The organism is Streptomyces sp. HUAS MG56 (assembly GCF_058673395.1).
In genome coordinates this window covers 9537215-9550022 of the sequence record NZ_CM178722.1, presented here as the reverse complement: position 1 = coordinate 9550022, position 12808 = coordinate 9537215, and the positions used below count along the sequence as shown (strand labels likewise).

Here is a 12808-nt window from a genome sequence, read left to right as displayed (position 1 = left end):
TCGCCGGGCACCGCACATGTGCGCCGCCTGTGGGCACATGTGCGTCTGTCGGCCGCGGGGGCCCGGGCCTGAGCCCGAACTCCCGCGGCCTCAGCTGATCAGGAGCAGGTCGGGGTGAGGCAGCCGATCTCGGACGGGCAGAACACGATGGTGGCGGTGGGGGTGACCGAGAGGGCACCCTCGATCGACGCCGACTCGTCCAGCTCCACTCGCACGTCCAGGTCGAACTCCGACAGCTCCGCCGGCGACTCGGCCGGCATGGCAACGGACATGGTTCTCTCCTTCGGCAGAAACACGCGATGGCAACCGGGCACCCGGACTTGAGCACCCGTCAGTCACATACACGGTGAGAGACAGGTCGCCGGTGCCGTGCGAGACCGAGGCCTAGTGGCCACCACAGACATGCCCGCCATGAAGCAACCGTTCGAACCGGCCGCGCGTCCCCGCCAGGTTTGCTTCGCGTATGCGAACATGAGGGCGGCGCCATGGACGACGGCAGCTCGTTCAGCACGCCGAACAGACGGGGAGATGCGCCGTCCGCCAGACCCTGCCGAGGCTCAGACCCTGCCGACGCTCAGACCCTGCTGACGGTCAGACGCTCCAGCGCGGGGATCACGGCACGCAGGTCCTCGGCCTCGACGTACGTCGTCGCGCGTGCGCGCACGTCGGGCGGGGCGTTGAAGGCGATGCCCAGGCCGACGGTGTCGAAGAGCAGGCCGTCGGTCGGGCAGGCGCCCACCGCGGCGCAGTCCGTGGGGGCGACGCCGAGATCGTCGGCCCGGCGCCGGACGAACTCGATCTGGTCCGCGGAGGTGACCGGGGCTCCGGCCTGGCCGGTGAACCGGCCGTTCATCGCGTCCAGGAAGCGGCCCGAGTACGAGTGGAAACCGAACCGCTCCGCGAGATGCGCGCCGATCGGGGTCCAGGTGAGGCTGGAGACGATCGGCACCAGGCCGTTGTTCCAGCACCACTGCGTGGTCTCCGCGACGCCGGGCACCACGGGCAGGCCCGCGAGCTGGGTGTGCAGGGCCTTCTCCGGGATGCCCGTCCAGCGTTCCGCGTCCGCCTGCCCTGTTTCGTGCACGCCCGAGGCCCCGCTCAGTCCGAGGCGTTCCTCGACGAGGCGGGACAGGCTTCTTCCCGGGACCAGAACGCAGTCCACGGAGAAGAACACGGCGGCGTTTTGAGCAAACATAAGCTGTGCGAGTATGCCACCGCCTGCGGCCCCGCAGTAGACATATTCGCGATCGCTCCTTCCGGGATCTCGTGGGGGTGCACGCTTTAGGGATCTCCTGGTCCGATCGAGGCAAACATGGGAACGGCCGTGATCTCACGGTCCGCCGCCGCCTCGCTTCACGGGAGCACCGTGTCCACCAATTACGTGCCCTTTACTGCCGGTTTGTCACCGGGGCCGCTGGACTTCGCCGGAGCCGCGCCGGCCACGCAGCCGGCCGTCCAGAACGCCTGACACCGGTCCCGCCACCACGGCCCCTCCCGAACAGGAAATCCCGTGCAGCTCTCACCCCTGCCCGAAGCCTCCTTCACCGCTCGCCTCCGCGGCGCCGTACGCCCCGACCGTCCGTTGATCGTGGTGGCGGCGGAAGCCGAGGCGGCGTGTTTCGACGACACCTTTCCCGTACTGGTCACCGGAATGGGGAAGGTACGGGCCGCCGTGGAGCTGACGCTGGCGCTGTCGTCGGTCCGGCCGCGGGAGATCGTCAACGTCGGTACGGCCGGCTCGCTCCGGGACCTGCCGTGCGGGGTCGTGGAGGTGAGCCGGGTCATTCAGCACGACCTGCCGGACGAGGTGCTCCACCGGCTCAGCGGGGTCCACTACAGCCGTCCGCTGACCGTACGGCCCGAGCCCGGCCCCACCCTGGCCACCGGTGACGCCTTCGTCGCCGACGGTCGCACCCGCGCGCTGCTGGCCGAGCGGGCCGATCTGGTCGACATGGAGGGCTACGCGATCGCCGCCGTGGCCGAACGGTTCGGCGTGCCGGTGCGGATCGTGAAGTACGTGAGCGACCAGGCCGACGAGTCCGCCGAGCGGGAGTGGCCCGAGGCGGCAGCGGTGGCCTCCGGCGCGCTGGCCGACTGGATGCGCCGGCACCTGCTCTGAACGGCCGTGCCGGCAGGCACGGCAACCCGAACCGTCCGTCCGTACGGTGTCCCGTCCGGGGCACCGACGTATCTCTGGAGAGTCATGCCTCGTCGCCTGTTCACCTCGGAGTCCGTGACCGAGGGCCACCCCGACAAGATCGCTGACCAGATCAGCGACACCATTCTCGACGCGCTTCTGCGCGAGGACCCGACCTCCCGGGTCGCCGTCGAGACGCTGATCACCACCGGCCTGGTGCACGTGGCCGGCGAGGTCACGACCAAGGCGTACGCGGACATCGCGACCCTGGTCCGCGACAAGGTCCTGGAGATCGGCTACGACTCCTCCGAGAAGGGCTTCGACGGCGCCTCCTGCGGCGTGTCGGTGTCCATCGGCGCGCAGTCCCCGGACATCGCGCAGGGCGTCGACACGGCGTACGAGAAGCGGGTCGAGGGTGCCGCCGCAGGTGACCGGGGTGACGAGCTGGACAAGCAGGGCGCGGGCGACCAGGGCCTGATGTTCGGCTACGCGTCCGACGAGACGCCGACGCTGATGCCGCTGCCGGTCTTCCTGGCGCACCGCCTGTCGAAGCGGCTGTCCGAGGTCCGCAAGAACGGCACGATCCCCTACCTGCGCCCGGACGGCAAGACGCAGGTCACCATCGAGTACGACGGCGACAAGGCCGTCCGTCTGGACACGGTCGTCGTCTCCTCGCAGCACGCCTCCGACATCGACCTGGAGTCGCTGCTCGCCCCCGACATCCGTGAGTTCGTCGTGGAGCCCGAGCTGAAGGCCCTGCTGGAGGACGGCATCAAGCTCGACACCGACGGCTACCGCCTGCTGGTCAACCCGACCGGCCGTTTCGAGATCGGCGGCCCGATGGGCGACGCCGGTCTGACCGGCCGCAAGATCATCATCGACACGTACGGCGGCATGGCCCGGCACGGCGGCGGCGCGTTCTCGGGCAAGGACCCGTCCAAGGTGGACCGCTCGGCGGCGTACGCGATGCGCTGGGTCGCCAAGAACGTGGTGGCGGCCGGGCTGGCCTCCCGCTGCGAGGTGCAGGTCGCGTACGCGATCGGCAAGGCCGAGCCCGTCGGTCTGTTCGTCGAGACGTTCGGCACCCACAAGGTCGAGACCGAGAAGATCGAGAAGGCCATCGACGCCGTCTTCGACCTGCGTCCGGCCGCGATCATCCGCGACCTCGACCTGCTCCGCCCGATCTACTCCCAGACCGCGGCCTACGGCCACTTCGGCCGGGAGCTGCCCGACTTCACCTGGGAGCGCACCGACCGCGTGGACGCCCTGCGCAAGGCCGCGGAGATGTAGCTCCGTCCCCTTCGCGATGGGGAAGCGGGTCCCGGTCCCGGCCGGGGTAGTCGGGACCGGGACCCGCGTTCAGGGGCTGCCCAGCCGGTCGGCGGCGCTGTGCAGACATGCGGCCCACCGTGGCTCGGCCAGCGCGTCCGCGGCCTCGCGGGGAACGCTCAGGCGGACGTCGCGGCTGTGGTCGTCGTCCGGGGTGGGTGTGACCAGTACGGTCCAGGGAATGGGGTTTGCCGGGAACTCGAACCAGAACGGCCGGCCGGCGCCGAACTCCAGCGCGTACACGGGCAGTCGGCTGGCGTTGTTCAGCGCGACCGTCCCCTCGAACGCGTCCAGCGACATCCGGCTGAGGACCCGCGCGGAGCGCCCGGCGCGCCGCTGGGCCGCCAGGAAGGCCACCTCCTGACGTACCCGTTCGGGTGTGACACGGTCCAAGGCGGTGTGTACCGCGCCGACGGCACGGGCGAGGGGCTCCTCGCGCAGCTCGCGGGCCCGGAGCACGGCCGTGGTGTTGGACACCGCGTTGCCCCAATAGCCGTCCGGGAGGCGGTCCTTGAGGGCGGCCCGCAGGCCGACGACGATGCCAAGGCGCTCCTCGGCGTCGGGTGCGCGGTCGCGCAGCGCCCCGAGGACCCGCCACACGTGTGCCCCGAGTGCGTCGCCGCTGGAGGCGGGGGGCCGGTCGTGGTCCTGTCCGGCGCGTGCGGTCTCGCGCAGGGCGAGGACCTCCGCGGCGGTGAAGCGGACGGTGATGGTGCGCATCGTGTGCGCGCGGGCGTTGACCTTCCAGAGGAACCCTAATTTCCGCCGTCCGGTGACGACCTCGTACTGCGGGTCGTCCGGTTCGGGTCGCGCGTCGTCGGCCAGGCCGTCCAGGAGCGCACGGTCGTACGGGGAAGCGGGGAAGTCCTGCCCCGCATGCGTGCGGGACCAGTGGTGCAGGAAGTCGAGGAAACCGCCGCCGTCGACAATGCTGTGGTTGATGCTGACGCCGAGCACGGAGCCGCCGCCGCGCATGTGCGTGACCTTGACGGTGAGCAGCGGCGTGTCGTGGCCGACGACGCGGAAGGCGTTCACGGAGTGGATGTAGCGGCGCAGGTCCCCTCTGGCGGACCGGTCGGGCCCGTAGTCCGGCATGGCGCTGTCGCGGTGGGCGACGGCGAGGACGGCGCCCGCGTCGTTGCACACCACGCTGAGTCCGCCGTCGTCGTCGCGTACGAGGCGCCCGGTGAGCAGCGGATAGTGCGCCAGGGTGCGGCGCAGGGAGTCGGCCAGGGCGTCGGCGTCCAGGGTCTGCCGGTAGAAGAAGGTGCGCGGTGTGGCGAAGGTGCCGTTCATCAGGTCGTGGACGCCGAGCCGGACACGCTCACCGGACGTGCCTCCTCCGCGCAGGACGACGGTGCGCTCGGGTTTGCCCGGCGGGCGGCCGTACTTCATCGCTTGCGGCTCCAGGGATGGACGAAAGCCCCACGGGGGCCGGGTACTTCACAGTGCCGGATGCCGGACGATGAAATCCCCAGACGCGCGGGCTTTTGGTGGTTCCCTAGAATCGTCCGGTGTGCCTGGCCCGTGGGCGGGCGCGCGTGCTGGTCTGGAGTTCCCCCGATCGAATGCGATACGGGTGTGGGGACCCGCTTCGACTGCGAGCCGGCCGTACGTATCGTCCCCACCGGTACACAACAGGAGGCCATCAGCCGTGGGGAACGACAAGACCGAGATCCTCGACCTGGTGCGGGAGTACCACCGTTCCACCGCCTCGTCGGGGTTCGTGCCGGGCAGCACGCCGGTGCTGGCATCCGGAGCGGTGCTCACCGAGGACGACCGGGTGGCACTGGTGGAGGCGGCGCTCGACATGCGGATCGCCGCCGGCGTCAGTTCACGCAAGCTGGAACGATCGCTGGCCAAGTACTTCGGTCTGCGCAAGGCGCATCTGACCAACTCCGGTTCGTCGGCCAACCTGCTGGCGCTGAGCAGCCTGACCTCGCCGCAGCTGGGCGAGGACCGGCTGAAGCCGGGCGACGAGGTGATCACGGTTGCCGCCGGGTTCCCCACGACGGTCAACCCGATCCTGCAGAACGGCCTGGTGCCGGTCTTCGTCGACGTCGAACTGGGCACCTACAACGCGTCGTTGGAGCGGGTGGAGCAGGCGATCGGCCCGCGCACCCGGGCGATCATGATGGCGCACGCGCTGGGCAATCCCTTCCAGGTCCGTGAGATCGCCCAACTGGCCCAGGACCGCGACCTGTTCCTCATCGAGGACAACTGCGACGCCCTGGGCAGCACCTACGAGGGGCGGCTGACCGGAACCTTCGGTGACCTGGCGACCGAGAGTTTCTACCCGGCCCACCACATCACCATGGGCGAGGGCGGCTGTGTGCTGACGGACAACCTGATCCTGGCCCGGGTCGTGGAGTCGATGCGCGACTGGGGCCGCGACTGCTGGTGCGAGCCGGGTGAGGACAACCGCTGTTTCAAGCGGTTCGAGCAGCAGATGGGGTCACTGCCGGAGGGCTACGACCACAAGTACATCTTCTCCCACGTGGGCTACAACCTGAAGTCGACGGACATCTCCGCGGCGCTCGGACTCCAGCAGCTCAGCCGCATCGACGAGTTCGGCAAGGCACGCCGCCACAACTGGGCCCGGCTGCGGGAGGGCCTGGACGGGCTGCCGCACCTGCTGCTCCCGGAGGCGACCCCGGGCAGCGACCCGAGCTGGTTCGGCTTCGCCATCACCGTGCAGCCGGGCGCGCCGTTCGAGCCCGCCGCCCTCATCGACCATCTGGAGTCCAGCAAGGTCGCCACGCGCCGCTTCTTCGCGGGCAACCTGACCCGTCATCCGGCCTACGAGGGGCGGGAGTTCCGGGTCAGCGGCCCGCTGACCAACAGTGACATCACGACCGAGCGGACGTTCTGGATCGGTGTGTATCCGGGGCTGACCGACGAGATGATCGACTACAGCATCGACACGGTCATGGAGTACGTGACCCTGCCGCACTGAGTCTCGCCCGACACCGACGGGGTGGGTCCCGGCACCGGACGGTGCCGGGACCCACCCCGTCGTGCGTGTGCGGCGGACGCTCAGCCGGCCGCCGGGGTCGCCGGGTCCTGGGTGGCCCAGGTCTCCAGCAGGTCGGCGGCGCGGGGGGCGCCGCCCGCCGTGCGGATGGCGTCGCGCAGGGCGGCGAGGGCCGCCGGTCCGTCGGGGTCGGCGAGCAGTTCCGCCACCGTGGCGGCGAGACCATCAGCGGTCAGTCCGGTCCGGTCCAGGGCGCGTCCGACCCGGCACTCCTCCAACCGCCGTGCGCTGAGCACCAGTTCGTGGGCGGTCGGCAGGGCCACCACGGGGGTGCCGTAGGACAGGGACTCCATCAGGCTGCCCATGCCGGCGTGGCAGACGAACACGTCGGCGTGCGGCAGCACGGCGGGGTGCGGCAGCCAGGGGTGCGCTTCGACGTGTGCCGGCAGCGGGCCGAGCAGCGCGGGGTCGCTGCCCCGGCCGAGCGTCATGACGACGTGCCAGTCGGCCGGCGGGAAGGCCTCGGCGCACAGGCGGAAGAAGTCGCCGCGGTCCCCCGCCTCGGTGCCCAGGGAGACCAGGGCGACCCGGCGCCCGTCTCCGGGCGGCGACCAGAGGCCGGGCTCGGGCTCGCCGAACGTGGGACCCACGAAGGCGAACCGGTCGTCGAAGCTGTCGCCCTCGATCTGGAAGGCGCGCGGCAGGAAGACCAGGTTGCGGGTGTCCCACTCGGCGCCGTAGCGGCCCATCTCGTCCGGTCCGATGCCGTGTTCGCCCATGAAGCCGATGAGCACCCGGGCGCCCTCGGCCATCAGCGGGTGCCCGGGGTCCCACATCTGGGCGCGCAGCGAGAACTTCTCGTTGGCGGCGTGGCTCGGGCAGACCTGCACCGGTACGGCCCCCAGGACGCGCGCGAGCACGCGGGCGGCGGCGACCGTCTCGAAGTCGTAGAGCACGACGTCGGGCGGGTCGCCGGCCAAGGCGTCCAGGGCGGCGGGGTAGACGGTGCGCACGGTGTCGAGGAGGAGGTCGAAGCCGTCGCGGGCGAGCCGGTCCGGGTTCGGGTCGGCGGCCCGGTAGAAGTCGCCGCGCGCGGAGGCGTAGGTCACGGCGCGGGCGCCGCAGTCCGCCACGACCGGTGCGAAGCGTTCGTCGACGACGTAGGTGACACGGTGGCCGCGGGCGCGCAGTTCGCGGGCCACTCCCAGCGTGGGGGCGATGTGGCCGTAGTCGGGGAACAGGAGCAGGGCGTAGTGGCGCGGGGGTGTGGGCGTGCCGGGCGGCATCGGCTCTCCGAAAGGTGTCTGACGGCCCGGGGAGGGCCGCGGCGGTGGATCAGCGGGCGTCCGCCCTCAGCGCCTCGTAGTGCGCCAGGCAGTCCTCGTAGCGGGCCAGGAGTCCGGTGTCCCGGGCCTCGGCGACGGAGATCGCCTTCAGGTCCTTCTCGGACATCAGCGGCGCCTCCGACAGGCTCCAGGGCAGGGCGAGATCGGGGTCGAAGGGGTCGATGTCCACCTGGGTGCCGGGCACGAACTCGGTGGAGCACAGGTAGGACACACAGGTGTCGTCCGTGAGGGCGAGGAAGCCGTGCACCAGGCCCTCGGCGACGAACAGCGTCTCGCCCGTCTCGGCGGACAGCCAGTTCGCCTCGTGCACTCCCCACGTGGGGGAGCCGACCCGCAGGTCCACGACGATGTCGAGGACGGCGCCGCGCACCACGCACACCACCTTGGCCTGCCCCGGTGGCAGCAGTGTGCCGTGCAGTCCGCGCAGGGTGCTGCGGCGCGACACCGAGTAGTTCACCTGCGCCACGGGCACGGGGCGGCCGATCTCCGCGGCCAGCCTGTCGTGCCGGAACGACTCGTAGAAACTGCCGCGCTCGTCACGGATCTGGTGCGGCGTGATGTGGTACGCGTCCGGCACAGCCATCTCTCGAACCTTCATGGTGGCCACACCGTAGGGCGTGGGGATCGAGGACCGATCGAGAGCCGTCGGTGGACGGTTCCGGTCGATGGAGATCGATGACGATCCTTGACGATCGATGGAGGTCCATGAAGGTCGATGGAGTCTGGAGCGATCCTCGATCGACGGCTGCTTCAGTGGTGTCGTCAGACCCGCGATCGGGCGGGGCAGCGACGGTGAACGGGTGCGCGGTGCGCGGATCCGGGAGGAGAGACGGCATGCCGGAGGTCGGTGCGCTGGGACGGCCGTGCGAGGCGGACAGGGGGTCCGGCCGCGTGCTGGTTCTCGGGGCGACCGGATTCGTCGGCCGTCATGTGGGAGCCGCCCTGGAACAGGCCGGCTACGAGGTCCTCGCCGTCGCCCGTCACCCCCGCAAGACTCCGGCGTCCTGGCACTTCCACCCCATGGACCTGGTCGACGCCGAGCCGCGGGCGATGGTCGAACTGATCGACGAGGCAAGCCCGGTGGGCGTGGTGAACGCCGCGGGAGAGGTGTGGTCGCCCACGGCCGACCGGATGCGCCGCAGCAACCAGCTGCTCGTGGATCGGCTGCTCACGGCGCTGGCCGCCGCCGGCCCGCGGCCACGACTGGTGCAGCTGGGCTCGGTGCACGAGTACAGCCCGCAGCCCCGGGAGGTGTGGCTCACGGAGTCCTCCCCGGAGGAACCGGCCACCGACTACGGGCGGACGAAGCTGCACGGCACGCGGGCGGTGCTGCGGGCCGCCGGGACCGGTACGGCAGACGCGGTGGTGCTGCGGCTGTCGAACGTGATCGGCGCCGGCACCCCTCGGGCGAGCCTGCTCGGCCAGGTGGCCGCGCAGCTGCTGGAGGGGGCCGCCGAGGGGCGGACGGCGGAGGTGCGGGTGTCGCCGCTGCGCAGCAGCCGTGACTTCGTCGACGCACAGGACGTGTCACGGGCCGTCGTCGCGGCGCTGCGTTCCCCGGACGCCGGCGGTCGCGTGGTCAACATCGCGAGCGGTGTCTCGCAGCCGGTGCGGGACATGGTGGACCTGCTGATGTCGATCAGCGGCCGTCCCGCCCGGCTCGTGGAGCGTCCGGTCGCGCAGTCGCGTGGGCTGACGGACACCGACTGGATGGCCGTGGACGTGTCGGCGGCGCGCACGCTTCTCGGCTGGCGGCCGCGGCGTACGCCCCGCGACATGGTGCGGGATCTGTGGCAGGCCGCGGCCGAGCAGCAGGACGGCCCCGCCGCCGACGGGTGAGCGGGCGGCCCCGGCCGCCGTGGACGGCACGTCAGCCGGGCAGGAGGTCCAGGTCGGCCGTGCTGACGCGGTCGGTCAGCATGTGCTGGCGCAGCCGCTGCAACCCCGGTGAGGGGTCCAGGCCCAGTTCGTCGCGGAGTTGGGCGCGCAGCCGCCGGTAGACCTCCAGCGCCTCGCCGCGCCGGCCGCACCGCTCCAGGGTGATGATGAGAGCGCCCTGGAACCATTCGTGCAGCGGCCGTGCGCAGGCCAGCTCCTTCAACTCACCGACGAGTTCACGGTGCCGGTCCAGGCGCAGGCCGGCGATGACCCGCAACTCCTCGGCCTGAAGGTGGAGTTCCTTCAGGCGCAGGGCGTGCCCGTGCACGGCCGGGCCGGGAGTGACGTCGGCGAACGGCGGTCCGTCCCACAGCCCGAGGGCCCGGTCGAGCAGCGCCTCGGCGCCGGCCGGGTCACCGGCGGCGAGTGTCGTGCGGGCCAGGCCGGTGAGATGGGCGAACTCCTCCGCGTCGCACTCGCCCGGCCCGACCTGCAGCAGGTAGCCGTGGGCGTGGGTGACGAGCGGACCGGGCTCGCCGGGGCCGGGGTCCTCGCCACCGTGCAGCGCCTTGCGCAGCTGGTACGCGTACGTCTGCACGGTGGCGGTGGCACTGCGCGGCGGGTCCTCGGCCCACAGCTCGGTCGTCAGCGCGCGCAGCGAGACGACCGAGTTGCGGCGGGCGAGCAGCAGGGCGAGCACCTGGCGGACCTTCGGTGCCGTGGGGGTGACGTCACGGCCGTCGGCAGAGACCCGCAGCGCGCCGAGAGTGTGCCAGGTCAGCACGGTGCGGTTCCCGTCCCCGTACCGGGCCGGGTGGTCCGGCTCCACACCTCGGGGTTGTCCCGGTACCAGGCGACCGTCTCGGCGAGGCCCTCCGTGAAGTCGACGTGCGGCTTGTAGCCGAGCTCGACGTGGGCCTTGCGCCAGTCCACGGAGTAGCGGCGGTCGTGGCCCTTGCGGTCGGTGACGTACTCCACGCTGTCCCAGTCGGCGCCGCAGGCCTCCAGGAGGAGTTCGGTCAGACCGCGGTTGTCCAGTTCGGTGCCGCCGCCGATGTTGTAGACCTCACCGGCGCGGCCCCGGGTGCGGACCAGTTCGACGGCGCGGATGTGGTCGTCGACGTGCAGCCAGTCGCGCACGTTCAGGCCGTCGCCGTAGAGCGGGACCTTCTGGCCCGCGAGCAGGCGGGTGACGAACAGCGGGATGATCTTCTCGGGGTACTGGTGGTACCCGTAGTTGTTCGAGCAGCGGGTCACGCACACGTCCAGACCGTGGGAGCGGTGGTAGGACAGCGCGATCAGGTCGCTGGACGCCTTGGACGCGGCGTACGGCGAGTTGGGGTGCAGCGGCTGCTCCTCGGAGCAGGAACCGGCCGGGATGGAGCCGTAGACCTCGTCCGTGGAGATGTGCACGAACCGGTCGATGCCCTGGTGCAGGGCGGCGTCCAGCAGGGTCTGGGTGCCCAGGACGTTGGAGCGTACGAACTCGGCGGCGCTGGCCAGGGATCGGTCCACGTGGGACTCGGCGGCGAAGTGCACCACCTGGTCGTGCTCGGCCATCAGGCCGTCGACCAGCTCGCGGTCGCAGATGTCGCCGACGACGAGCCGGTAGCGGTCGGAGTGCGCCACCGGGTCCAGGTTGGCCAGGTTGGCGGCGTAGGTGAAGGCGTCGAGCACGGTGACGGTGACGTCGTCGGGGCCGAGGGCCCCGAGCAGGGTCCGGACGTAGTGGGAGCCGATGAAACCGGCACCGCCGGTCACCAGGATGCGCGTCTGACTCATCGTGGGTGCGGCGCGTCACCGGGCGTGCCGAGCGGGCGCCGTCCTCCTTTCTGACGGTGTGTGCGGTCGCGCCGGGGTTCAGCGGGCCGCGACGAGACGTTCGAGTTCCGCGACGACGGCGTGCGGGGTGGGCATGGCGGCGGACTCGTCCCGCAGCCGGCGTGCGGCGGCGGCATGGGAGGGATCCTCCAGGAGTCGCCGGGTGAGGTCGCTGACCCGGTCGGGGTCGGCGTCGGTGTGGTGCAGGAAGAAGCCGGCGCCGGCGTCTTCGAGGGAGCGTCCGCGCAGTTCCTGGTCCGCGACGAGGGTGGACACGGCGAGCTGCGGCACGGCGTTGACCAGGGCGGTGGAGAAGCTGCCCCAGCCGCCGTGGTGGACCACGGCGGAACACGTCGGCATCAGGGTGCTGAGCGCGACTCCGCTGACGGCCAGGACATTGGCGGGCAGGTTGTCCAGCTGCTCGGCCTGCTCGGGCATGAGGGCGGCGACGATGTCGGCGTCCAGCCGCGACAGGGCGCGCAGCAGTTCGGCGATGTCGACGTAGTCGCCTCCGTAGGCCTCGGTGTTGGTGCGGCCCAGGGTGACGCAGACGCGGGGCCGCTTGGGCTCCTCGCGCAGCCACTGCCACCGCACCGCGGGGCCGTTGTAGGGCACGTACCGCATCGAGATCTGGTGCAGCTCGCTCGGCGGGCGCAGGCTCGGCGGCAGCGTGTCGAGGGTGAACTGCCCGTTCAGCAGCTCCTCGTCGCAGCGGACCCCGTAGGCGCTTCCGCGTTCGTCGATCCAGTCGGCGAGGGGGTCGGCGCGCTGGTCCTGCGGCACGTCCTGGGCGAGTTCGACGAACGTGGCGCGGGCCTGACCGTAGACGTCGGCGGACCACAGCAGGCGCGCGTGCGCGGCGCCGCAGGCGCGTGCGGCGATGCCGCCCGCGTAGGCGATCGGGTCGCGTACGACGAGGTCGGGCCGCCAGTCCCGGGCGAGTGCGACGAGGTCGTCGAGGATCGGGGCGTTGTAGCGGGCGAACCCGTGGGGAACGCTGATGGAGTACCGCTCGACCAGGCTCGCGTGGTCGACGTCGCCGTAGCCCAGGCGGCTCCAGTTGGCGACATCGGCGTCCTGCGAGTCCCGGGCGACGGCCATGTCGCGATGGACGTCGTCGTGGTCGGTGCCGATCGGCGCGGCCACCAGTCCGGCGCCGGTGACGGCCTCGTTGAGCGACGGCGCGTTGGCCATCAGCACCTCGTGTCCGGCGGCCGTCAGGGCCCAGGCCAGCGGCACCATCGTGAAGACGTGTGACTTCTCCGGCAGGCCGGCGAACAGGACGCGCATGGATTCCTCTCCTCAGTCGGTTCCGTGGGGGTG

At 71.4% G+C, this 12808-nt stretch carries 12 protein-coding genes; 4 read left to right on the top strand and 8 right to left on the bottom strand.

All coding sequences use genetic code 11. The annotated features are described in order from the left end of the window. Window positions 1-98: 98 nt before the first annotated feature. Window positions 99-272 (bottom strand): FDLD family class I lanthipeptide, encoded by a 174-nt coding sequence (locus AC4OXY_RS43515; protein WP_356036727.1) that lies wholly within the window; start codon window positions 270-272, stop codon window positions 99-101. A gap of 302 nt (window positions 273-574) precedes the next feature. Then, window positions 575-1174 carry an HAD family hydrolase gene (locus AC4OXY_RS43510; RefSeq protein WP_356036725.1) on the bottom strand — a complete coding sequence of 200 codons (600 nt, stop codon included), beginning with the start codon at window positions 1172-1174 and terminating at the stop codon, window positions 575-577. A 336-nt stretch (window positions 1175-1510) separates the two neighbouring features. Between AC4OXY_RS43510 and AC4OXY_RS43505 the strand changes: the two genes are divergently transcribed. Together AC4OXY_RS43505 and metK are read left to right on the top strand one after the other, a co-directional pair. Next, a complete protein-coding gene (locus AC4OXY_RS43505; RefSeq protein ID WP_491992474.1) occupies window positions 1511-2119 on the top strand; it encodes a nucleosidase in 609 nt (202 codons plus the stop codon). Between the two features lie 84 nt (window positions 2120-2203). Next, window positions 2204-3427 carry a methionine adenosyltransferase gene (metK, locus tag AC4OXY_RS43500; RefSeq protein ID WP_491992473.1) on the top strand — a complete coding sequence of 408 codons (1224 nt, stop codon included), beginning with the start codon at window positions 2204-2206 and terminating at the stop codon, window positions 3425-3427. 69 nt (window positions 3428-3496) lie between these two features. Here the strand turns inward: metK and AC4OXY_RS43495 are convergent, their stop codons facing one another. Then, on the bottom strand, window positions 3497-4861 hold the full coding sequence (locus AC4OXY_RS43495) for an acyltransferase (RefSeq protein ID WP_356040576.1): 1365 nt from the start codon (window positions 4859-4861) through the stop codon (window positions 3497-3499). A gap of 259 nt (window positions 4862-5120) precedes the next feature. On the opposite strand from AC4OXY_RS43495, the gene rfbH reads away from it, so the two are divergent. Beyond that, on the top strand, window positions 5121-6422 hold the full coding sequence (gene rfbH, locus AC4OXY_RS43490; protein ID WP_356040579.1) for a lipopolysaccharide biosynthesis protein RfbH: 1302 nt from the start codon (window positions 5121-5123) through the stop codon (window positions 6420-6422). 80 nt (window positions 6423-6502) lie between these two features. Here rfbH and AC4OXY_RS43485 read toward each other — a convergent pair whose 3' ends face one another. Together AC4OXY_RS43485 and AC4OXY_RS43480 are read right to left on the bottom strand one after the other, a co-directional pair. Continuing rightward, window positions 6503-7726, bottom strand: a complete 1224-nt coding sequence (locus AC4OXY_RS43485; RefSeq protein ID WP_491992472.1) for a macrolide family glycosyltransferase — start codon at window positions 7724-7726, stop codon at window positions 6503-6505. 49 nt (window positions 7727-7775) lie between these two features. After that, on the bottom strand, window positions 7776-8369 hold the full coding sequence (locus tag AC4OXY_RS43480) for a dTDP-4-dehydrorhamnose 3,5-epimerase family protein (protein WP_107471433.1): 594 nt from the start codon (window positions 8367-8369) through the stop codon (window positions 7776-7778). Between the two features lie 251 nt (window positions 8370-8620). On the opposite strand from AC4OXY_RS43480, the gene AC4OXY_RS43475 reads away from it, so the two are divergent. Next, window positions 8621-9625 carry an NAD-dependent epimerase/dehydratase family protein gene (locus AC4OXY_RS43475; RefSeq protein ID WP_491992471.1) on the top strand — a complete coding sequence of 335 codons (1005 nt, stop codon included), beginning with the start codon at window positions 8621-8623 and terminating at the stop codon, window positions 9623-9625. 31 nt (window positions 9626-9656) lie between these two features. Here the strand turns inward: AC4OXY_RS43475 and AC4OXY_RS43470 are convergent, their stop codons facing one another. The 3 genes from AC4OXY_RS43470 to AC4OXY_RS43460 form a co-directional block, all read right to left on the bottom strand. Next, window positions 9657-10448 (bottom strand): AfsR/SARP family transcriptional regulator, encoded by a 792-nt coding sequence (locus AC4OXY_RS43470; protein WP_491992470.1) that lies wholly within the window; start codon window positions 10446-10448, stop codon window positions 9657-9659. After that, a complete protein-coding gene (rfbB, locus tag AC4OXY_RS43465) occupies window positions 10442-11446 on the bottom strand; it encodes a dTDP-glucose 4,6-dehydratase (RefSeq protein ID WP_356038820.1) in 1005 nt (334 codons plus the stop codon). Before rfbB ends, AC4OXY_RS43470 begins: the two co-directional genes overlap by 7 nt. 78 nt (window positions 11447-11524) lie before the next feature. Then, the gene (locus AC4OXY_RS43460; RefSeq protein WP_356038818.1) at window positions 11525-12775 is read right to left on the bottom strand and encodes an activator-dependent family glycosyltransferase; all 1251 of its coding nucleotides are present in this window, start codon (window positions 12773-12775) and stop codon (window positions 11525-11527) included. Between the last annotated feature and the right edge of the window lie 33 nt (window positions 12776-12808).

Excerpts from the sequence above, each read along its gene's own strand:
- AC4OXY_RS43515 (WP_356036727.1), bottom strand. The coding sequence starts at position 272 with ATGTCCGTTGCCATGCCGGCCGAGTCGCCGGCGGAGCTGTCGGAGTTC.
- metK (WP_491992473.1), top strand. The coding sequence starts at position 2,204 with ATGCCTCGTCGCCTGTTCACCTCGGAGTCCGTGACCGAGGGCCACCCC.
- AC4OXY_RS43495 (WP_356040576.1), bottom strand. The coding sequence starts at position 4,861 with ATGAAGTACGGCCGCCCGCCGGGCAAACCCGAGCGCACCGTCGTCCTG.
- AC4OXY_RS43485 (WP_491992472.1), bottom strand. The coding sequence starts at position 7,726 with ATGCCGCCCGGCACGCCCACACCCCCGCGCCACTACGCCCTGCTCCTG.
- AC4OXY_RS43480 (WP_107471433.1), bottom strand. The coding sequence starts at position 8,369 with ATGGCTGTGCCGGACGCGTACCACATCACGCCGCACCAGATCCGTGAC.
- AC4OXY_RS43475 (WP_491992471.1), top strand. The coding sequence starts at position 8,621 with ATGCCGGAGGTCGGTGCGCTGGGACGGCCGTGCGAGGCGGACAGGGGG.
- rfbB (WP_356038820.1), bottom strand. The coding sequence starts at position 11,446 with ATGAGTCAGACGCGCATCCTGGTGACCGGCGGTGCCGGTTTCATCGGC.
- AC4OXY_RS43460 (WP_356038818.1), bottom strand. The coding sequence starts at position 12,775 with ATGCGCGTCCTGTTCGCCGGCCTGCCGGAGAAGTCACACGTCTTCACG.